The organism is Tepidicaulis sp. (genome assembly GCF_965222285.1).
GTDB lineage: Bacteria > Pseudomonadota > Alphaproteobacteria > Parvibaculales > Parvibaculaceae > Tepidicaulis.
Genome location: NZ_OZ244942.1, coordinates 808,953 through 829,620 on the forward strand (window position 1 = coordinate 808,953; position 20,668 = coordinate 829,620).

At 61.2% G+C, this 20,668-nt stretch carries 21 protein-coding genes and 2 riboswitches; of the genes, 17 read left to right on the plus strand and 4 right to left on the minus strand.

Features of this window, described 5'->3' with window-relative positions:
* Positions 1-25 precede the first annotated feature (25 nt).
* From ctaD to ACOQOT_RS03855, 11 genes are all read left to right on the plus strand, one after another.
* Positions 26-1,627, plus strand: a complete 1,602-nt coding sequence (ctaD, locus tag ACOQOT_RS03805) for a cytochrome c oxidase subunit I (protein ID WP_420561049.1) — start codon at positions 26-28, stop codon at positions 1,625-1,627.
* A gap of 51 nt (positions 1,628-1,678) precedes the next feature.
* Positions 1,679-2,632, plus strand: a complete 954-nt coding sequence (locus ACOQOT_RS03810; RefSeq protein ID WP_420561050.1) for a heme o synthase — start codon at positions 1,679-1,681, stop codon at positions 2,630-2,632.
* Between the two features lie 10 nt (positions 2,633-2,642).
* Positions 2,643-2,843 (plus strand): hypothetical protein, encoded by a 201-nt coding sequence (locus ACOQOT_RS03815; protein WP_045445248.1) that lies wholly within the window; start codon positions 2,643-2,645, stop codon positions 2,841-2,843.
* Positions 2,840-3,415, plus strand: coding sequence for a cytochrome c oxidase assembly protein (locus ACOQOT_RS03820; protein WP_420561051.1), 576 nt, complete (start codon positions 2,840-2,842; stop codon positions 3,413-3,415). The genes ACOQOT_RS03815 and ACOQOT_RS03820 overlap by 4 nt, the downstream gene beginning before the upstream one ends.
* Before the next feature lie 58 nt (positions 3,416-3,473).
* Entirely contained in the window at positions 3,474-4,307 is an 834-nt protein-coding gene (locus tag ACOQOT_RS03825) for a cytochrome c oxidase subunit 3 (protein WP_420561052.1), read from the plus strand.
* 111 nt (positions 4,308-4,418) lie between these two features.
* On the plus strand, positions 4,419-4,793 hold the full coding sequence (locus ACOQOT_RS03830) for a DUF983 domain-containing protein (RefSeq protein WP_420561053.1): 375 nt from the start codon (positions 4,419-4,421) through the stop codon (positions 4,791-4,793).
* 9 nt (positions 4,794-4,802) lie between these two features.
* Positions 4,803-5,534, plus strand: a complete 732-nt coding sequence (locus ACOQOT_RS03835) for an SURF1 family protein (RefSeq protein WP_420561054.1) — start codon at positions 4,803-4,805, stop codon at positions 5,532-5,534.
* A 68-nt stretch (positions 5,535-5,602) separates the two neighbouring features.
* Positions 5,603-7,006, plus strand: coding sequence for a threonine synthase (gene thrC / locus ACOQOT_RS03840; RefSeq protein WP_420561055.1), 1,404 nt, complete (start codon positions 5,603-5,605; stop codon positions 7,004-7,006).
* Positions 7,007-7,008: 2 nt separating this feature from the next.
* Positions 7,009-8,268, plus strand: a complete 1,260-nt coding sequence (locus ACOQOT_RS03845) for a M16 family metallopeptidase (RefSeq protein WP_420561903.1) — start codon at positions 7,009-7,011, stop codon at positions 8,266-8,268.
* Between the two features lie 45 nt (positions 8,269-8,313).
* Positions 8,314-8,898, plus strand: coding sequence for a GNAT family N-acetyltransferase (locus ACOQOT_RS03850; RefSeq protein WP_420561056.1), 585 nt, complete (start codon positions 8,314-8,316; stop codon positions 8,896-8,898).
* Positions 8,898-11,780 (plus strand): putative bifunctional diguanylate cyclase/phosphodiesterase, encoded by a 2,883-nt coding sequence (locus ACOQOT_RS03855; RefSeq protein ID WP_420561057.1) that lies wholly within the window; start codon positions 8,898-8,900, stop codon positions 11,778-11,780. Before ACOQOT_RS03850 ends, ACOQOT_RS03855 begins: the two co-directional genes overlap by 1 nt.
* A 14-nt stretch (positions 11,781-11,794) precedes the next feature.
* Here ACOQOT_RS03855 and ACOQOT_RS03860 read toward each other — a convergent pair whose 3' ends face one another.
* Positions 11,795-12,430 carry a YqgE/AlgH family protein gene (locus ACOQOT_RS03860; protein WP_420561058.1) on the minus strand — a complete coding sequence of 212 codons (636 nt, stop codon included), beginning with the start codon at positions 12,428-12,430 and terminating at the stop codon, positions 11,795-11,797.
* A 106-nt stretch (positions 12,431-12,536) separates the two neighbouring features.
* On the opposite strand from ACOQOT_RS03860, the gene ACOQOT_RS03865 reads away from it, so the two are divergent.
* On the plus strand, positions 12,537-13,409 hold the full coding sequence (locus ACOQOT_RS03865) for a protein-disulfide reductase DsbD domain-containing protein (protein ID WP_420561059.1): 873 nt from the start codon (positions 12,537-12,539) through the stop codon (positions 13,407-13,409).
* A 134-nt stretch (positions 13,410-13,543) separates the two neighbouring features.
* Entirely contained in the window at positions 13,544-14,029 is a 486-nt protein-coding gene (locus ACOQOT_RS03870) for a peroxiredoxin (RefSeq protein ID WP_420561060.1), read from the plus strand.
* A 60-nt stretch (positions 14,030-14,089) separates the two neighbouring features.
* On the opposite strand, the gene rnhA is transcribed toward ACOQOT_RS03870, so the two are convergent.
* The 3 genes from rnhA to ispH are packed head-to-tail and all read right to left on the minus strand — an operon-like array spanning position 14,090 to position 16,466.
* Complete coding sequence (gene rnhA / locus ACOQOT_RS03875) at positions 14,090-14,524, minus strand: ribonuclease HI (protein WP_420561061.1); 435 nt, start codon at positions 14,522-14,524, stop codon at positions 14,090-14,092.
* Positions 14,521-15,486, minus strand: a complete 966-nt coding sequence (gene thrB / locus ACOQOT_RS03880) for a homoserine kinase (protein WP_420561062.1) — start codon at positions 15,484-15,486, stop codon at positions 14,521-14,523. Before thrB ends, rnhA begins: the two co-directional genes overlap by 4 nt.
* Before the next feature lie 8 nt (positions 15,487-15,494).
* Complete coding sequence (gene ispH / locus ACOQOT_RS03885) at positions 15,495-16,466, minus strand: 4-hydroxy-3-methylbut-2-enyl diphosphate reductase (protein ID WP_420561063.1); 972 nt, start codon at positions 16,464-16,466, stop codon at positions 15,495-15,497.
* Between the two features lie 232 nt (positions 16,467-16,698).
* Here ispH and ACOQOT_RS03890 point away from each other — a divergent pair, with 232 nt between their 5' ends.
* The 4 genes from ACOQOT_RS03890 (at position 16,699) to gcvPA (ending at position 20,667) form a co-directional block, all read left to right on the plus strand.
* Complete coding sequence (locus ACOQOT_RS03890; protein ID WP_420561064.1) at positions 16,699-17,286, plus strand: hypothetical protein; 588 nt, start codon at positions 16,699-16,701, stop codon at positions 17,284-17,286.
* A gap of 172 nt (positions 17,287-17,458) precedes the next feature.
* Positions 17,459-17,558, plus strand: a riboswitch (glycine riboswitch).
* Position 17,559: 1 nt separating this feature from the next.
* A riboswitch (glycine riboswitch) is annotated at positions 17,560-17,671 on the plus strand.
* Positions 17,672-17,734: 63 nt separating this feature from the next.
* Positions 17,735-18,892, plus strand: a complete 1,158-nt coding sequence (gcvT, locus tag ACOQOT_RS03895) for a glycine cleavage system aminomethyltransferase GcvT (protein ID WP_420561065.1) — start codon at positions 17,735-17,737, stop codon at positions 18,890-18,892.
* Between the two features lie 46 nt (positions 18,893-18,938).
* Positions 18,939-19,316 (plus strand): glycine cleavage system protein GcvH, encoded by a 378-nt coding sequence (gcvH, locus tag ACOQOT_RS03900; RefSeq protein ID WP_420561066.1) that lies wholly within the window; start codon positions 18,939-18,941, stop codon positions 19,314-19,316.
* A 4-nt stretch (positions 19,317-19,320) separates the two neighbouring features.
* Positions 19,321-20,667 carry an aminomethyl-transferring glycine dehydrogenase subunit GcvPA gene (gene gcvPA / locus ACOQOT_RS03905; RefSeq protein WP_420561067.1) on the plus strand — a complete coding sequence of 449 codons (1,347 nt, stop codon included), beginning with the start codon at positions 19,321-19,323 and terminating at the stop codon, positions 20,665-20,667.
* The last annotated feature ends 1 nt before the right edge of the window (position 20,668 follow it).

Below are 20,668 nucleotides of genomic sequence, written 5' to 3' on the forward strand. Positions count from 1 at the left end.
AGAGAGAAACGGAAGGGATCGAGAGATGGCAGGTGAAGCAGCTGCGCACGCTGGTCACGAAGATCATCCGACGGGGTGGCGGCGTTACGTCTATTCCACGAACCATAAAGACATCGGCACGATGTACCTGCTCTTCGCCATCATGGCGGGGATCGTGGGCGGCGCGCTGTCGATCGGCATTCGCCTGGAACTCCATGAGCCGGGCATGCAGATCTTCTCCAACCCGCATACCTTCAACGTCTTCACGACGGCCCATGGCCTTGTGATGATCTTCTTCATGGTCATGCCGGCCATGATCGGCGGCTTCGGCAACTGGTTCGTGCCGCTGATGATCGGCGCGCCGGACATGGCCTTCCCGCGCATGAACAACATTTCGTTCTGGTTGCTCCCGGCTTCCTTCGCGCTGTTGCTCATTTCGCTCTTCGTCGAAGGCCCTCCCGGCAATAACGGCGTGGGCGGCGGCTGGACCATCTATGCGCCGCTTTCGACGAGCGGTCAGCCTGGCCCGGCCATGGATTACGCGATCCTGTCGCTGCACATTGCAGGCGCCTCCTCGATCCTGGGTGCGATCAACTTCATCACCACGATCCTGAACATGCGCGCGCCGGGCATGACGCTGCACAAGATGCCGCTCTTTGCCTGGGCCGTGCTGGTCACTGCCTTCCTGCTGCTGCTTTCGCTGCCGGTTCTGGCAGGCGGCATCACGATGCTTCTGACCGACCGTAACTTCGGCACGACGTTCTTCGATCCGGCAGGCGGCGGGGACCCGATCCTCTTCCAGCACCTGTTCTGGTTCTTCGGCCACCCGGAAGTTTATATTCTCATCCTTCCAGGCTTCGGCATCGTCAGCCACATCGTCTCGACCTTCTCGCGCAAGCCGATCTTCGGCTATCTCGGGATGGCCTATGCGATGGTCGCCATCGGCGTGCTCGGCTTCATCGTCTGGGCGCACCACATGTACACGGTCGGCCTCGACGTGAACACGCAGGCCTATTTCGTGGCGGCGACCATGGTGATCGCGGTGCCCACGGGCATTAAGATCTTCTCCTGGATCGCAACCATGTGGGGCGGTTCCATCACGTTCCGCGCGCCGATGCTCTTTGCCATCGCCTTCATCTTCCTGTTCACCGTCGGTGGTGTGACGGGCGTGGTGCTGGCGAATGCGGGTGTCGACCGGGCCTATCACGACACCTATTACGTGGTGGCGCATTTCCACTATGTGCTGTCGCTGGGTGCCGTCTTCGCGATCTTCGGCGGCTGGTACTACTGGTTCCCGAAAATCACCGGCTACATGTACAACGAGTTCTTCGCCAAGCTGCAGTTCTGGATGATGTTCATCGGTGTGAACCTCGTGTTCTTCCCGATGCACTTCCTGGGCCGTGCCGGCATGCCGCGCCGCTATGCGGATTATCCGGATGCCTTTGCCGGCTGGAACGAAGTGGCTTCCTGGGGGTCCTACCTCTCTGCTTTCTCCGTCCTGGTCTTCCTGGTCGGTATGGCCGTTTCCTTGGCCCGTAAGCAGAAAGCCGGGGACAATCCCTGGGGCGAAGGCGCAACGACGCTGGAGTGGACACTTTCCTCTCCGCCGCCGTTCCACCAGTTCAGCGAGCTTCCGCGGGTTAAATAACCCGCGGGGCTTGCCCCGAACCGGACAAGTATTTTCAAAGTAGCGGGATATATGTCGGATCTTACTGCCACGAATGAACGTCTTGAGGCCGAAGCCCGCCATAATGGCGGCTCGGCCCGGGACTATTTCGAGCTCCTGAAACCGCGGGTGATGTCGCTCGTGATTTTCACGGGGCTCGTCGGCATCGTCGTGGCGCCGGGCTCGATCCATCCCGTCATCGCTTTCACCGCGCTGCTGTGCATTGCGGTGGGGGCGGGCGCTTCGGGCGCCTTGAATATGTGGTACGACGCCGATATCGATGCGGAAATGTCCCGCACGAGCTCGCGCCCGATCCCGGAGGGACGGATCGAGCCGGGCGAGGCGCTGGGCTTCGGGGCGACGCTTTCCGTCGGCTCCGTTCTTGCCATGGGCGTCATGGTCAATTGGACCGCCGCCGCGCTTCTGGCGCTGACCATCGGCTTTTATCTGTTCGTCTATACGATGTGGCTGAAGCGCTCGACGCCACAGAACATCGTCATCGGCGGGGCCGCGGGGGCATTCCCGCCCATGATCGGCTGGGCCGCGGTGACGGGCTCCGTCTCGCTGGAATCGATCACGCTCTTCCTCATCATTTTCATGTGGACGCCGCCCCATTTCTGGGCGCTCGCGCTTTACCGGGCAGGCGACTATGAAAAAGTTTCCGTTCCCATGCTCCCGGTCGTGGCGGGCAAGCGGGAAACGCGCAAACAGATCCTGATTTATTCGGTGCTTCTGGTCGCAACAACCCTGGCGCCTGTCGCGCTCGGCTTTGCCGGGCTCGTCTATGGCGCGGTCACGCTTGCCGCCGGCATCTTCTTCCTCGTGCTTGCTGCCCGCATCTGGGTGGAAGGGGACGGGGAGAAGGCCGACGGGCGGGCCAAGGCACTGTTCGGCTTTTCCATCCTTTATCTGTTCCTGCTTTTTGCAACCTTGCTCGTGGAACATGCGGCCGGCTTGACGTTCGCCGTTCCGGGCCTGGGGGCATAAGGGGGAAGCGATGGAAGGTGAAGAAAAGAAAAGCGAGGGTGAGACGAACCCGAGCGAGCGCCCGGATGCTTCCGGCTGGACGCCGGAGCTTTATGCCCGGCGCAAGGCGCGGGCAAAGGCAATGGCCTGGGTGCTTGTGGCGATGATCGCGCTTTTCTTCCTGGTGACGGTTGTCAAACTCGGCGGGAACATCGCCGAGCGGTCGATATGAACGGTGCGCAAGCTATGACGGCAGCGGCATATGAAAACAGAACCGGCGGCTTGAAGATCGCGCTCCTTTGCGTGGGCGTGGCGGTCGGTATGGTCGGCCTTTCTTATGCCGCCGTGCCGCTCTATCAGATCTTCTGCCAGGTGACGGGCTATGGCGGCACCACGAACCGGGCGGATGCCGCTTCTGCCTCCGTGCTCGACCGTGAGATCACGATCCGCTTCGACGGCAATACGTCGAAAGACATGCCCTGGGATTTCAAACCGGCAAGCCAGCCGGTGACGCTGAAGATCGGCGAGACGGGGCTTGCCTTTTACGAAGCGCATAACAATTCTGACAAGCCCATTGTCGGCACGGCGACCTTCAACGTGACGCCGCAGCAGGCAGGCTACTACTTCAACAAGATCGAATGCTTCTGCTTTACCGAGCAGCGGCTGGAGCCGGGTCAGCGGGTGGATATGCCTGTGACCTTCTTCATCGATCCGGAAATCGCGGACGATCCGCAGCTCGACAGCATTAAGACAATTACGCTGTCCTATACGTTTTTTCCGAAGAAAGAGGCTTCTTCGGAGTAAACTGGTTGGAACTTGAGAGAAAGAGCGGGCTAGCCCCGCGAGAACGGAGTGAGGGGAAATGGCAGACGCCCACGCCAAACATCATGACTATCACTTGGTCAATCCAAGCCCGTGGCCCTTCGTGGGCTCGCTTGCCGCTTTCGTGCTCGCGATCGGCGCCATCAATTACATGCATGGCGGCGCTCCCTGGGTGATGCTTATCGGCTTTGCCGGTGTGTTCTACACCATGATCGGCTGGTGGCGCGATGTGGTGAGGGAAGCGGAAAGCGGCGATCACACCCCCGTCGTGCAGCTTCATCACCGCTATGGCATGATCATGTTCATCGCTTCGGAAGTGATGTTCTTCGTTGCCTGGTTCTGGGCTTTCTTCGACGCCAGCCTGTTCTCCAATGAGGCCGTGCAGTTCGCGCGCGTCGAGGCAACGGGCGGGCAGTGGCCGCCGGTCGGTATCGAAACCTTCGATCCCTGGCACCTGCCGCTGATCAACACGCTGATCCTGCTGACCTCCGGCACCACCGTGACCTGGGCGCACCACGCGCTGCAGCATGGCGACCGCAAGGGCCTGAAAATGGGCCTCGTGCTGACCGTCGTGCTCGGCATGCTCTTCACTGCCCTGCAGGCATATGAATACAGCCACGCCGCTTTCGGCTTCTCCGGCTCGATCTATGGCGCCACCTTCTTCATGGCGACCGGCTTCCACGGTTTCCACGTGATCATCGGCACGATCTTCCTGGCCGTGTGCCTGGGACGCGCCGTTGCCGGCCAGTTCACGCCGCAGCAGCATTTCGGTTTCGAAGCCGCTGCATGGTACTGGCACTTCGTGGACGTTGTGTGGCTCTTCCTCTTCGCCTCCATCTATGTGTGGGCGGCAGGGACACCCGCCGCACACTAAGCGCCGGGGGATTTAAGATGCGGGGGGCGGCGCCATCTGGCAGCCGCCCTTTGCTTTTCCGGCGAGAGACCGGGGCCGGAAAAACGGAAAAGAGCTTGAAAGGATAGACCGATGGATGAGCGCTATTTTCCCCCGCAAAGCTCGCTTGGGCTGGCACTGCGGGGCAAGTGCCCGCGCTGCGGCCACGGCAAGCTCTACAAGAGCTATCTGAAGCTCGCCGATAAATGCGATTATTGCGGGCTCGATCTTGCGAAGATGGATAGCGGCGACGGCCCGGCGGTGTTCATCATCCTGATTGCCGGGTTTCTGATCGTCGGCGGGGCGCTCTTTGTCGAAGTGAGCTATCAGCCGCCTTACTGGGTGCATGGCGTGCTCTGGGGCACGCTCGGCATTCTCATTCCGCTCTTGCTGCTGCAGCCCTTCAAAACTTGGCTCATTGCCCAGCAATATAAGCACAAGGCCCAGGAAGGCCGGCTCGAGCGGTAAGGGGAAGGCATGTATTTCAGACCTCTTTTATGGCCGACCGTCGCTTCCCTCATCGCGCTGGGCATTCTCCTTGCGCTCGGGCAATGGCAGCTCGAGCGGCGCGACTGGAAGCTCGATCTCATTGCCCGCATGGAAGCGCGCCTTTCCGCGCCCACTATTTCCATCGGCGATATCGAGGCGGCCCGCGCGCTCGATCTGGCAGCCCATGAGTTCCGCCATGTCGAAGTGACTGGCACGTTCCTGCATGACAAAGAGATGCACTGGTTCACGCAGGCCCCCGATATTGGCCCCGGTTATGACGTGATCACGCCGCTGCGCCTGGCCGACGGCTCTTATGTGCTGGTCGATAGAGGCTTCGTGCCCGAACGGCTGAAAGAGCAAGACGAGCGGCGCGAGGGATTGGTTGACGGCCGGGTGACGCTTTCAGGCGTCGTGCGCGCGTCCCATCAGGCAGGCGCGCTCGATGCGGAGGATAACCCTGAAGCCAATACCTGGTTCACGCGGGATGTAGAGAAAATGGCCGCTCATGCCGAAGTCGCGCCCGTTGCCCCCTTCCTTCTCATTCAGGACCGGGGCGAGGTGCCGGGCGGCTGGCCGCGGCCCGGGGCCTCCGTCGTGAAGCTCAAGAACGATCACCTGCAATATGCCCTGACCTGGTTCGGCCTTGCAGGCTGTCTGATTGCCGTTTACTTCGCTTATCACGTCTCGCAGGGCCGCTTAAGCTTTGGGAAACGGCGCTAAGGGTGCTTTACCCCCCTTTGCCTTGGGATTAGGGTACGCCCCTTCACTTGAGCCGGGAGACAGAAGGCGTGAAATACGTCAGCACACGGGGCGCGGCCCCGGAACTTGGATTTGAAGAGGCGCTTCTGACCGGGCTTGCCCGGGACGGCGGCCTTTATGTGCCGGCTGAATGGCCCGGCTTCAGCGAGGCGGAAATCCGTGCGCTTTCCGGCGCAAGCTATGAAGAAACCGCCTTTGCGGTGATGAAGCCTTTTATCGGCGATGCGGTGCCGGATGAAGATCTGAAGGGCATGATCGAGGCGGCCTATGCCAGCTTCGGCCATAAATCCGTCGCCCCGCTGTCCCAGATCGGCCCCAATGACTGGCTGATGGAGCTTTATCACGGGCCGACCCTTGCCTTTAAAGATGTGGCGATGCAGATCCTCGCCCGGCTTTTCGATTATGCGCTGGCCCGGCGCGGCGAGCGTATCACGATCGTCGGCGCAACCTCGGGGGACACGGGCTCGGCGGCGATCGAGGCCTTCAAAGGCCGGGAGACGACGGATATTTTTATCCTCCATCCCAAGGGCCGTGTTTCGGACGTGCAGCGCCGCCAGATGACGACGGTGCTCGACGCCAATGTCCATAATATTGCCATCGAAGGCAGTTTCGACGATTGCCAGGCGCTGGTAAAAGCGCTCTTCAACGATCACGGCTTCCGCGACGAGATCCGCCTTGCCGGTGTGAACTCGATCAATTGGGGCCGGGTGATGGCGCAGATCGTTTATTATTTCACCTCCGCGGTTGCGCTCGGCGCGCCTTCGCGCACTGTCTCCTTTTCCGTGCCGACGGGTAATTTCGGGGATATTTTTGCAGGCTATGTTGCCAAGCAAATGGGCCTGCCCATCGAGCAGCTCATCATCGCGACGAACCGCAACGATATTTTGAGCCGCGTGATGACGAGCGGGCGCTATGAAGTGGGCGAGGTGATGCCCACCATGAGCCCTTCCATGGACATTCAGGTCTCGAGCAATTTCGAGCGGCTGCTTTTCGACATGTATGAGCGGGACGGGGCGAAGGTTGCCGGCCTGATGAATTCGCTTGCCCAGTCGGGCGGCTTCTCGGTCGATGAAGAACGCCTTGCCCTGACGCGCCGGCTTTTCGGCGCGGCGCGTGCAAGCGAGGAAGAGACGGCGGCGGCCATCGAGCGTATCTTTAAAGAAACGGGGCGTCTCATCGATCCGCATACCGCCGTCGGCGTGAAAGCTGCCGAAGAAAAGCGCCAGGGAAAAGACGTGCCGATGGTCACGCTCTCGACCGCGCATCCGGCGAAGTTCCCCGCGCCGGTCGAAAAAGTGACGGGTCAGCATCCCGCCTTGCCCGCGCGCATGGATGGGCTCTTCGAGCGCGAAGAGCGCTGCGCGACGCTCGCCAATGACGTAAAAGCGCTGAGCGCCTATATCCGTGAAAGGGCGCGGGTGGTTGCCGCATGAGCATGCACCCCAAGGTTACGCGGCTGGATAGTGGGCTGACCATCCTTTCCGATGAGATGAGCCATGTGGACAGCGTCTCTGTCGGTGTTTGGGTCGATGCGGGCGCGCGCCACGAAACGCCCGCCCGGCACGGCATTTCCCATATGCTCGAGCACATGGCGTTCAAAGGCACTGCCTCGCGCTCGGCTCAGCGCATTGCCGAAGAAATCGAGAATGTGGGCGGGCATATCAATGCCGCAACTTCTCATGAAACGACCGCTTATTACGCCCGCGTCCTGAAAGAAGACACGCCTCTGGCGCTCGACATTCTGGCGGACATTCTCCAGCGCTCGGCCTTCGAGGGCGAAGAGCTGGAGCGCGAGCGCGGGGTTATCCTGCAGGAGATCGGGCAGGCCGCCGACACGCCGGACGATATCGTCTTCGACCATTTGATGAGCGTGTCTTATCCCGGCCAGGCGCTGGGCCGGCCCATTCTCGGCACGCCGGAAACGGTGGGCGGTTTTTCCTCCGGCGATCTGCGCGCCTACATGGCCGACCGCTATCATGCCCCCTCCATGGTCGTCGCGGCAGCAGGTGCCGTCGATCATGAGGCGCTGGTAAGCGAGGTAGCGGAGAAGTTTTCTGCGCTGCCCGCCGCGCGGCCGAACGAACATGAGCGCGCGCGTTTTGAAGGGCGTGAGCTGCGCGATGAAAAACCGCTCGAACAGGCGCATGTGACCCTTGCCTTTGAAGGTGTGCCTTACGGGGACCCGGATTATTACACCGCGCAGGTTTTTGCGAGCGTGCTGGGCGGGGGCATGTCCTCCCGGCTTTTCCAGGAAGTGCGCGAGAAGCGCGGGCTTTGCTATTCGGTTTTTTCCTTCAACTGGTCTTTTGCCGATACCGGCCTTTTCGGCGTTTATGCGGGCACGGCGCCGGAAGATCTCGGCGAGCTGATGCCCGTCATGGCGGAAGAAATTCAGCGCCTTGGGGAAGATGCGAGCGAGGAGGAAACCGCCCGCGCCCGTGCGCAGCTCAAAGCCGGACTCCTGATGGGGCTCGAATCGTCCAGCGCCCGGGCCGAGCAAATGGCCCGCCAGATGATGGTTTTCGGCCGTTTATTGCCTACCGAACACGTGATCGGCGAAGTGGAGCGGGTGGATGCCGGGGCGCTGAAAGCCTATGCAAAACGCTTGCTTGCGGGGCCCGCGCCCGCCCTTGCCGCTGTCGGCCCCCTTGGCGGGCTTGAAAAGCAGGACCGGATCGCGGCAAGATTCGGCTAACGGCGCGCCCGGCCTTTACCGGGCCGGAACAAAAAACGGCAAGGCATGGTCTTCCTGAAATCTATGACGCGCCCGGAGGTGGCGCCGCTTGTGAGGGGCAGGGGCGTTTATCTGCGCGGGCCGATGATGAGCGATTACGGCGAATGGGCGGAGCTGCGCACCCGCTCGCGCGCCTTCCTGACGCCTTGGGAGCCGACCTGGCCGGCGGACGATCTGACCCGCGCCGCCTTCCGCCGCCGCCTGCGCCGCTATATGCGCGATGTGCGCGAGGATGCGGCCTATCCGTTTTTCATTTTCCGCGCCGAAGACGATGCGCTCGTTGGCGGCTGCACGATTTCCAATGTACAACGGGGCGTGCAGCAATCCTGCGCGCTGGGCTATTGGGCGGGCGAGCCTTATGCGGGCAATGGCTATGTCACCGCGGCGGTCAAAGCCCTGATGCCCTTCGTCTTCGACGAATTGCGCCTGCACCGGGTGCAGGCGGCCTGTCTGATCAATAATGAGCGCTCCAAGGCGGTGCTCAAAAAATGCGGCTTTAAGGAAGAGGGAATTGCGCGTGAATATCTCAAGATCAATGGCCAGTGGCATGACCATGCCGTCTTTGCGCTGTTGAGCGGCGACCCGCGCTGATGGTTTTTTCCGTGTTCCGTATCCCCTCGTTTTTGATTTTCTGCTGCGCGCTTTTCGCCGGCGCCTTGCCGCTCTCCGAAGCCAAGGCGCTCGACGCCATTGCCGTTGAAGAAGGCGCAGCGGTGACAGACCTGACCGATTTTACCGAACGTTATGAAGCGGCGGGCCGGCGCCTTTCCATTGAAACGCCGGGCGGCAAACCGCTCATTCTTTCGGCGGGGGAGGAAACGGCAGGCGGCGAATGGTGGCTGCTTGCGCTGCGCAACCGCTCGGACAAGACGGTGGAACGCGTGCTCGTCAACCGGCACGGGCTGTTGGCGGGCAGCGGGCTTGTCTGGCCTTCACCGGCCGCGGGCCGTATCGACCGCACGGCCTTTGTCGGCGGCGGGCCTTTCGAGCTTGAAACGAGGCTCCATAGCCAGCGCGTTGCGCTTACCATTCCCCCGCAAACGACACTGACGCTCGCGCTTCATGCGCAAGAGGATACGCCCGCCGATCTGCAGCTCTGGCGGCCTGAGGCGCTTTTTCTATTCGATCAGCGCCTGGCATTGCTCAATGGCGTCTTTCTCGGTATCGGCGGGGTGCTCTTTGTTTATCTGGCCGCGCTTTATCTTCTCACCGGCGCGCCGCAAACGGCCCGCGCTGCAACGCTCATGGCGGCTGGCGTTTTCACGCTCGCGGTAAGCTTCGGCTATCTCGGTTCGGTGCTGGGTTTTTCCCCTGCCTTTGAAGGGCGTATCCGGTTTTTCTCGCACGGGCTTCTGCTTTTGACCGGGCTTTATTTCGGCCTCAATCAGCTCGCCCTCAAACACCACGCCCCCCGCCTTGAAAAGGCGGTGCGCTATGGCTGCTACGGTCTTGGCGCGGCGCTTCTTCTCGCGCTCATCTGGCCGGAAGCGGGCGGCACGCTTATCCGCCTTGGGCTTGCCATAGCGCTTCTCGGCGGCAGCCTTGCCGCCTTCCGCCTGGCCGAGCACGGCGTGCGTGCCGCCCAGCTCTGGCTGCCGGGACTTTTCTTTTTCGATCTGGCTGCGCTGCTTGCCGGGGCGGCGGCGCTGACAAGTGCTTTGAACGGGCTGATGATGGAGCCCGTCATTGCCGGGCTTTTTATCATTGGGGCGGCGCTCACTTCCTTTGCCATCGCCTATCAGGTGCAAACCCAGCGGCGGCGCACGGACCCGGTCATTCTGCAGGCCGAGCAGCGCCATGCTTTCGCGCTTGCCGGCGCGCGCACCAGCGTTTGGGATTGGGACATTCTGGAAGACAGGCTTTATGTCTCCCCGCTTTTGGAAGCCGAGCTCGGCCTTGAAGCGGGCACGCTTTGCGGCTCCGAGCTGATCTGGCGCGAGCGCATGCATGGGGAGGATAGGGAAACCTACCGCAACATGCTCAATACCTATATTGCGCAAGGCGATGCGTTCTTCCGCATGGAATTCCGCCTGCGCAACGAGGCGGACGATTATGGCTGGTTCGCGCTGCAGGCAACCTGCATTGCAGGGGACGAAGGCTATGCCGTGCGCTGCACCGGCACGGTGGAAGACGTCACCATTCAGCATATGAGTGAGGACCGGCTGCTTTATGATGCCGTCCATGACAATCTGACGGGCCTGCCGAACCGGGTACTCTTCCTCGACCGTCTGGCGCGCGCCGTGCGCCGTACGGATGTGCTGGACCGCCCGCGCGCCGCGCTCATCGTGATTGATCTCGACCGCTTTCGCTCTGTGAACAATGCCTTCGGCCATGGCGCGGGCGATATGATGCTCATCACGCTTGCCCGCCGTTTGGAAGCGCTGGTGGGACCGGAAGACACTGTGGCGCGCACGGAAGGCGATGAGTTTTCCATTCTCCTCGTCGGCGATACGGAGCCCGAGGACGCCTATCAGCGGGCCGAGGCCATTTTGGATGTGCTGGGCCAGCCCATCGAGATGCAGGGGCGGGAAGTCTTTCCGGCGGCGAGCGCCGGCATCGCTATTTGTGAAGACCGGCATGAGCGCCCGGAAGATGTGTTCAAGGAAGCCGAGCTCGCGCTTTTCCATGCCAAGCGTTCGGGCAAGGCAAATATCGAGCTATTCACCCCGGAGCTGCGCGAGGAGCTGCGCGACCAGGTGCCGCTCGAACATGATTTGCGCCGGGCGCTGGAGCGCAAGGAACTCGAAGCCTTCTACCAGCCTATCATGTCGCTCGCCGATGGGCGGGTGGCCGGGTTCGAGGCGCTACTCCGCTGGCATCATCCGGCCTATGGCATGCTGACGCCGGACGATTTCATTCCGCTGGCCGAGGAAACGGGCCTCATTGTCGATATCGGCCGCTTCGTGCTCGGTCAGGCGGCGCAGGATCTTGTCGGCTGGCAGAAACTCTTCCCGCTGCAGCGACCGCTTTTCGTCTCCGTCAATGTGTCGAGCCGCCAATTGCTACGTCACGATCTCATTCAGGATCTGGAAGAATTTTTGTCCAAGACGAATATTGCGCCGGAAAGCCTGAAGCTGGAAGTGACGGAAAGTCTGGTGATGGAAAACCCGGAACTTGCCGCGCGCATGCTGCACCGGGTGAAGAAAAAAGGTGCGGGCCTTTCGCTCGACGATTTCGGCACCGGCTATTCAAGCCTCTCTTATCTGCAGCGCTTTCCCTTCGACACGCTGAAAATCGACCGCAGCTTCGTTTCGGAAAGCCTTCATAATGATGAGACCATGGTCATCGTCAAAGCCATGGTGAGCCTTGCCAAGGGCTTGGGGCTCGACGTGGTGGCCGAAGGCGTGGAGACGGACGAGCAGGCGGCCAACATGATGGCGCTGCGCTGCGACTTCGCGCAAGGTTTCCGCTATGGCAAGGCAATGACGGGGGAAGAGGCGGTGAAATTCATCGCCCATCACTGGCAGCATTAAGCCGGCCGCCAAAATCAGGCGTGGCCGGCGTCACCGGACAGTAAGGAGAGATCGACGCCGATCGTGGCAAGCGCGCGCTCGTATTTCGTGTCGACTTCCGGTCCGTAAAGCAGCTCTTCGTTCATGTCGCAGATGAGCCAGCCGTTTTCCTGAATTTCCATTTCAAGCTGGCCTGGACCCCAGCCGGCATAGCCGAGCGCCACGATGGAACGGGAAGGGCCGGTGCCGCGCACGATAGCGCGCAGAATATCGACCGTCGCCGTCATCGCCACTTCGGGTGAAACGGTGAGGCTGCTATCCTTGGAAAGATAGTCCTGACTATGAAGTACGAAACCGCGACCCGGCTCCACTGGGCCGCCGAAGAGAATGGGGCGTTCTTCCGCCTCCAGCATGGGCGCCATATCTCTGTTTTTGGGTGTGGCAAGGACGGGGTCGATGCCTACTTGAGCGAGCAGGCCGTTGAACGTTATGCCGGGCGCGGACTTGTTAACGATAAGCCCCATGGCACCTTCTTCGCTGTGCGAACAAATATAGATCAGCGCGCGTTCGAAACGCGGGTCCCCCATGGTGGGCATGGCAATAAGGAACTGGCCCTGCAGATACCCTTCCACAGTCGGACCTGTCTTGCCCTTGGGAACACTCTCAACCATGATGAGATGGTAGCGGGTTCGGGGGCGCGGACTCAAGGAGAATGCGCTCACGTGCTTTTGTTGGAGTGTTAGTTCCACACCGGAATTTTTATGCTGTTATGGCCGTATGAGTGATATTCGCAAAAATCCGTTTTTTCACCCGGTCACCGGCGGCCTGACGCTGGTAGCGGCGCTGGCCCTGCTCGGGGTGGGCGCGTTTGTGAATGCGCCTGAACCCGTCGCTGCAGCGCAGACCCCGACGCAAAGCGCGGCAAGTGATTGGGTCGATCATGATTATGCGAAAGTGAGGCTCGTCTCGGCGCAAACGGAACTTGGCGATGGCTCGCTTTTGCTGGGCGTCGAGATCGCGCTCGACAAAGGCTGGAAAACCTATTGGCGTTATCCGGGCGATTCCGGCCTGCCGCCGCGTTTCGACTGGTCGGGCTCTGAGAACCTGAAATCCGCCGAGCCGCTTTGGCCCGCGCCGGAAAAGTTTACGCAGCCCGATACGACCTATGGCTATAAGAAACACGTCATTCTGCCCGTGCGGGTGGAAGCGGCGGAGAAGGGCGAGCCGCTGAAACTGTCGCTCGCCTTCTCTTACGGATTTTGCGACGAGATTTGCGTGCCTGCCGATGCCGCCTTCGACATGACGTTGATGCCCGGTGAGGCAGAACGCAGCGTCGAGGCGGCGGAGATCGAAACCTTTGAGGCGCGCGTGCCCGAGGCACTTTCCGCGCGCGGCAGCCGCGCCACGGCCCGGCTTGAAAATGAAAACAAGCTGGAACTTCTTCTGGAGGGCGGTAACGGTGCACCGCCCGTGCTCATCGTCGACGGGCCGCAGGGCGTTTATTTTGCCGAAGCCGAACTTGAGCATATCGGCGAGCCTTCGCGCTATACGGTCGAGCTTGACGCGGGACGCGACATTACCGGCGAAATGCTGAACCTTACTTTCCTTGCAGGCGGCAAAGCCTGGGAAGAGCGTGTCGAGATTCGCTAAGGGTTTCTCGCCTTTGTTTTCGGTCTTCTCCTTGGCCTAAGCGGCGATAAAGGGTTAAATGGCGCATCGGAATTTCCGGGCACCGGCCCGATAAAAGTTCATATGCCCGAACCTACCTGAAAGGAGGCCCCTCTATGACGATCGCAGTAGGAGAGAAGCTGCCCGACGTAACGCTGATGCAGCTCACCGATAAAGGCCCTGCGCCGGTTAAAACCTCGGAGCTTTTCGGCGGCAAGAAAGTCGTCGTCTTCGCGCTTCCCGGCGCTTTCACGCCGACCTGTTCCAACCAGCACCTGCCGGGCTTCATCGAAAAAGCCGCCGATATCAAAGCGAAGGGTGTCGATACAATCGCCTGCCTTTCCGTCAATGACGCTTTCGTCATGGGTGCCTGGGGCAAGCAGCAGGGCGCGGGCGATGCGGTTTTGATGCTGGGCGACGGCAATGGCGATTTCGCCGCCAAGACCGGCCTCGATTTCGATGGCTCGGGTTTCGGTATGGGCCGACGCTCGCAGCGCTATTCCATGATCGTGGAAGACGGTGTGGTCAAGCAGCTGAATGTGGAGCCTAATCCGGGCGAGGCGAAAGTGTCGGGCGCCGACACGATCCTCTCTCAGCTTTAAGATACGGCTTTCGAGAAAAGCAAAAGGCCGCCTTCCGGGGCGGCCTTTTTTTGTTTGGGACTAACGATAGGCTTCGATGCCGGAGCGGGCCAGCGCATCGGCGCGCTCGTTTTCCGGATGCCCGTCATGGCCCTTCACCCAGTGCCATTCGATCTCATGTGTGGCAAGGGCCGCATCGAGCCGCTTCCACAGGTCTTCGTTTTTCACCGGCTTCTTGGCGGCGTTCTTCCAGCCATTGCGTTTCCAGTTATGAATCCATTTCGTGATGCCGTCGCGCACGTAAGTGGAATCTGTATAAAGCGCGACTTTCGAGGAACGCTTCAAGGCTTCCAGCGCGCGGATCGCGGCCATCAACTCCATGCGGTTATTCGTCGTCTCCGCCTCGCCGCCGGAGAGTTCTTTTTCCACGCCGTTATAGATCATCAGCGCGCCCCAGCCGCCGGGCCCCGGATTGCCCGAGCAGGCGCCGTCCGTATAAATCTCGACTGTACTCATTCATCTATTCCGTAAGCGGCGGCGGATTTGACGTCCCGGTGAAAACGCAGCCGCTTCCAATAATCGCGCGGGTCCTTCGGCTTGACGAGTGCGCCGGGCGGCTGGTTCAGCCAGTCGTAAAGCCGCGTGAGAAGAAAGCGCAGCGTGCTGCCGCGGGCGAGGATCGGCAGGGCTTTGAGCTCGGCCTCCGTCAAGGGGCGCACTTGCTGATAGGCCTGAAACAATGCCCGCGCCTTTGTCGCATTGAACGCGCCGTCTTTTTCGAAGCACCAGGCATTCAGGCAGATGGCAAGGTCATAGGCAAAAGCGTCGGTGCAGGCGAAGTAGAAATCGATAAGGCCCGACAGTTCGTCATGAATGAAGAAAACATTGTCGGGAAAAGCATCGGCATGAATGACGCCGCGCGGCAGATCCTGTGGCCAGATTTTTTCCAGCGCACCCAGCTCGGCTTCAATGTCGCGGGAAAGACCCTTTTGCACTTCGTCCGCGCGTCCCTTACAGGAAAGATAAAGCGGGCGCCACTGATCGACGCCGAGATTGTTGGCGCGGGTCAGGGGAAAGTCCTCACCTGCCAGATGAAAGCGGGCCATGGCAGCGCCAAGCTCCCGGCAATGTTTGGCCTGAGGCCGGTGGACGGACATGCCTTCGAGAAACGAAATGATAGCGGCGGGCCGCCGGGCAAGCTCGCCCAGAAATTCGCCGTCGCGGCGCTTGATCGGCACCGGGCATTTCAGTCCTTTGGCGGCCAGATGGTTCATGAGGCCGAGAAAGAAGGGCAGGTCTTCGGCATGGACGCGCTTTTCATAAAGCGTGAGGATGAAACTGCCACCATCGGTATGCAGCATGAAGTTGGAGTTCTCCACGCCCTCAGCAATACCTTTGCAGGAGAGGAGGCCGCCGATTTCATATTCCGTGAGGAACGCTTCGAGCGCTTCGTCGCTGACTTCCGTATAAACCGCCATGCCCCTGCCTATCCCATCAATGCGCGGGGCAGTTTAAAGCTCACATTCTCTTCCGTCACGGAGAGCGTTTCGACGGTGACGTTATAATGCGCGCGGAAAGCGTCGATCACTTCCTCAACGAGGATTTCCGGCGCCGAGGCACCGGCCGTGATGCCGACCCGGCGCGCGCCGGCAAGGCGGGGCCAGTCGATATCGCCCGCCCGCTGTACCAGCATGGAGCGCGTGCAGCCGGCCCGTTCGGCAACTTCCACAAGGCGCATGGAGTTCGACGAATTAGGCGCGCCGATGACGAGGAGCGCATCCGCCCCGCCGCCGTCTTGTGCGGTCATGGCCTTGACCGCGGCCTGCCGGTTTGTCGTCGCATAGCAGATGTCTTCCTTATGCGGCGCGGCGATCCCTGGAAAGCGGCGCTGCAGCACGGCGACAATGGAGGCGGTATCATCGACGGAAAGCGTCGTCTGCGTGATGAAGGCGAGCTTGTCCGGGTTCTTGGGCTCGAAAGCCTCTGCATCCGCCACCGTTTCGATCAGCGCCACGGCGCCGTCCGGGAGCTGGCCCATCGTGCCGATCACTTCCGGATGGCCGGCATGGCCGATCAGCACGATCTCGCGCCCCGCCTCGAAATGGCGCTCGGCTTCCACATGCACTTTGGAGACGAGCGGGCAGGTGGCATCGAGATAGAAGAGATTGCGTGCCTCAGCCGTGGCCGGCACCGATTTCGGCACGCCGTGCGCGGAAAAGATCACGCGGGCATCGTCCGGAATTTCATCGAGCTCTTCGACGAAGATCGCGCCCTTGCGCTCCAGGTCTTCCACCACATAGCGGTTATGCACGATTTCGTGGCGCACATAGACGGGTGGTCCGTATTTCACCAGCGCCTGCTCGACGATTTGGATCGCCCGGTCGACGCCCGCGCAGAAGCCGCGCGGATTGGCGAGCAGCAGCGTGATTGGCGGGAGGTCTTTGGGGGCCTGATCCATCGTCTAAGCTCAAGGTCGCATGAAAAGGGTTTCGAGTGGCGCCAGCGTGAAAAGCTTTCCCCGCGGGGCGCCGCACCTTGTGGGGCCGCTGGCCCTTCGGTAAAGTGCACGGGCTTGGCCGCGCCGGCCGCCAACAGGCGAATCTGAGGGTAATAGAGGGCCGAGGCCTGATAAAGTCAAGGAACGAGCACGCGCCCGGCCGGGCAGGTGCCGCCAGCAAGAGAGAGCGGAAATGGGAAAGAGCGGTCTAGCGCCGATCCGGAAGCGTGAGAACACCCCGAAGGGCCGTCTGGCCGCATTTGCCGCGATGGGCGCTCTTGCCGCCGCTCTGGCAGGCTGCGCCTCCGAGGCGGAGCGGGAAAAGCTCGCCAGTCTTCCTTGCCCGAGCGTGGGCATTCTGGCCGATACCGAAACCCTTACCGTTTATGAGGGTAATGGCCGCGATATTACCGATGTGGTGGTGAGTGCGGAGATCGAAGAGGCGGTGACGGCCTGCGAATACGATCTCGATGACGGCATTATCTATGTGGATATCGCCTTCCGCGGCACGGCGGATTTGGGTCCTGCGGCGACCTCGCGCCAGGTGAAGGTGCCGGTCTTCATTGCGCTGACCGAGACCTCTTCGCGGGTACTGCGCAAGGAAGTGCGCGAGCTGACCCTTTCTTTCGGCGGGGCGAGCCGAAAGGTCGGTTTCGTCCATTCCATCGAAGAGACGAAAGTGCCCTATGTGCCGCCTTTCGACGGCTCGGCTTATGAAATGCTGGTGGGCTTCCAGCTGACGAAAGACCAGCTCGAGGCAAACCGGACCGAGGGCCGGTAAAAGCCCCGGAAAGCCGCTTTTTAGCGCCGCTGACGCCGATTCGGGCCGCCGGATGACCTGGGGGAGCCCTCGCATTTCCCGCGGAATCTCAGGGGCTTTTGCAAGGCGCGCAGGCCCTGCCCGGAAGCAATTGACTCCTGCCGCTTGCCGCCTATCATCCCGGCACATACAGAAGATCTCTGCGGGAGAGACCGGCCCTGCCCGAAAGGCAGCCCGGCGCCGAAGGAGCAACCGCCCCGGAAACTCTCAGGCAAAAGGACCGCAGAAGGATGGCACTCTGGAAAGCAGGCCGCGCCTTTTAAGCTGCGCGTGGGCCTCACCGAAGGAGTAAGCCCGGCGCGCCGCGTGAGCCGGGTCAAATCTCTCAGGTAGATGGGACAGAGGGGGCACTGCTTTAAGCCGCAAGGTTTGGGGCGGTCCCGCTCAATTACCGTGAAAGGTGCGTCCCATGGGTGAGAGTTCAGCCGCGGCAACTCCTGAAGATTTGAAGACAACGCCGCTGCATGGCCTGCACCTGGAGCTAGGCGCGCGCATGGTGCCCTTCGCGGGCTATGACATGCCCGTGCAATATCCCAAAGGCGTGCTCGGCGAACATGTGCACACGCGCGAGGCGGCGGGTCTTTTCGATGTTTCCCATATGGGCCAGGCGCGCCTGAAAGGCCCGGACCATGAAACCGTGGCCGCCGCCCTTGAAGCGCTGGCGCCGGGCAATTTCAAAGGCCTTGGAGCGGGCCGCCAGGTCTATTCCCTGCTTTTGACGGATAAAGGAACGATCGTGGACGATTTCATGGTCGCCCGCCCCGCGGCGCCCGAAGAGGAGGGCTCACTCCTTCTCGTCGTCAATGCCGCCTGCAAGGAAAAGGACTACGCCTATATCGCCGCCCGCCTGCCGGAAAACGTGACGCTGGAGCCGCTGGAAGATCTGGCGCTCCTCGCGCTGCAGGGCCCGCGCGCAGGCGACGTGCTGGCCCGCCATGCGCGGCAAGCCGCCGAGATGATTTTCATGGATGCGCGGCGCGGCACTTTTGACGGGATTGCCTGCCATCTGACCCGCGCAGGCTATACGGGCGAGGACGGGTTCGAGATTTCCGTCGCCGCGGATAAGGCCGAGGCGGTGGCCCGCGCGCTGCTTGCTCATGAAGAAGTCGAGCCCATCGGCCTTGGCGCGCGCGATTCGCTGCGCCTTGAAGCCGGGCTCTGCCTTTATGGCCATGATATCGACGAAACGACGACGCCTGTGGAGGCGGCACTGAATTGGGCGATCCCGAAGCGCCGGCGTGAGGAAGGCGGCTTTCCGGGGACCGAAACCATTTTGGATCAGCTTAAAAACGGTGCGCCTTCAAAGCGGGTCGGCATTCTGCCTGATGGCAAGGCGCCGGCGCGCGAGGGCACGGAAATTTTCTCTACCTCGGGTGAGAAACTCGGCGTTGTAACGAGCGGGGGCTTCGGCCCCAGCGTCGGCAGGCCCATTGCCATGGGCTATGTGCAAACGGGCGCAAGTGATGTGAGTACCGAAGTCGTGCTGATGGTGAGAGGGAAAGAGCGGCCCGCGCATGTCGCGCCGCTTCCCTTCGTTGCTCAGCGCTATTACCGCGGAAAAAAGTAAACAGAAACGGCCTCACAGAGGCAGGACTAACAAGGGACTGAGGGCAATGAGCGATATTCGCTTTACGAAAGATCACGAATGGGTGCTGGTCGATGGGGACACGGCCACGATCGGCATTTCCGATTACGCGCAGGAACAGCTTGGCGATGTCGTCTTCGTCGAGCTGCCCGATATCGGCAAGACGCTGGAGCAGGGCGATGAGGCGGCGGTGGTCGAATCCGTCAAGGCGGCGAGCGAGGTTTACGCGCCCGTTTCCGGCGAAGTGATCGAGGTGAACGAAGAACTGGAAGCTGCCCCCGGCCGCGTCAATGAAGATGCGATGGGCGAGGGCTGGTTCGTCAAACTCAAGCTGACCGACGAAGACGAGCTTGACGATCTGATGGACGAAGCTGCTTACGCGAAATACATCAAAGAGCTGGACTGATCACATGCGTTATCTCCCCCTGACGAAGGACGACCGGGCGCAAATGCTCGCGGCCATCGGCGCGAAAAGCGTCGATGAGCTCTTCAAGGATGTGCCCGAGGCCGCGCGCCTGGACGGGCTGATCGATCTGCCGCGCCGTCAGGGCGAGATGGAAGTCGAGCGCCAGCTCGCCGCCATGGCGGGTAAAAATATTGCGGCAAGCCAGGTCCCGTTCTTCGTCGGCGCCGGAGCTTACAAGCACCATATCCCGGCAACGGTGGATCATCTTATTCAGCGCTCGGAGTTTTTGACCTCCTATACGCCTTATCAGCCCGAGATCACGCAAGGCACGCTGCAATATCTCTTCGAGTTTCAAACCCAGGTCGCCCTGCTGACCGGCATGGAAGTGGCCAATGCCTCCATGTATGACGGCTCGACGGCCTGCGGCGAGGCGGTGCTGATGGCGCACCGCGTCACCAAGCGCAAGAAAGCCGTGCTCTCCGGCAATCTGCATCCGCATTATCAGGACGTGGTGGCGAACCTTTCCGATTTCGGCAGCTATAAGCTCGTCACCGAGCCGCCCTGCCCGAAAGGGACCGAAGGCCTTGCCGGCGAGATCGACGAGGAAACCTCCTGCGTGGTGGTGCAGAACCCGGATGTCTTCGGCCATGTGCGGGATTTGAGCGCGCTTGCCGAGGCGGCCCATGCCAAAGGCGCGCTGATGATCGTCGTCGTGCCGGAAATCGTCTCGCTCGGCCTTATTACGCCGCCCGGTGAAATGGGCGCGGATATCGTGGTGGGCGAGGGCCAGTCACTCGGCAACGGGCTGAATTTCGGCGGGCCTTATGTCGGGCTTTTTGCGGCGAAGCAGAAATTCGTGCGCCAGATGCCTGGCCGTCTATGCGGGGAAACGGTGGATGCGGAAGGCAAGCGTGGCTTTGTGCTGACCCTCTCCACCCGCGAGCAGCATATCCGCCGTGAAAAAGCGACGAGCAATATCTGCACGAATTCGGGTCTTTGCTGTCTGGCTTTCACGATCCATCTCTCGCTCCTCGGTGAGGAAGGTTATACGCGCCTTGCGCGGATCAACCATGCAAATGCGGTGAAACTGGCAGACGCGCTTGGCGCGGTGCCGGGCGTGAAAGTGCTGAACGAAACATTCTTCAACGAATTCACCATCGAAACGCCGAAACCGGGCGCCGAGGTGATTGATGCGCTGGTGGAAAAAGGCGTGCTCGGCGGCGTGCCGCTTTCCCGCTTGATGCCCGGCAATGATGCGGTGAAAAATCTGATCGCCGTTGCCTCGACCGAAGTCAATAGCGATCAGGACCGCGCCGCCTATGCGCGCGCGCTGAAGGAGGTGCTGGCATGAG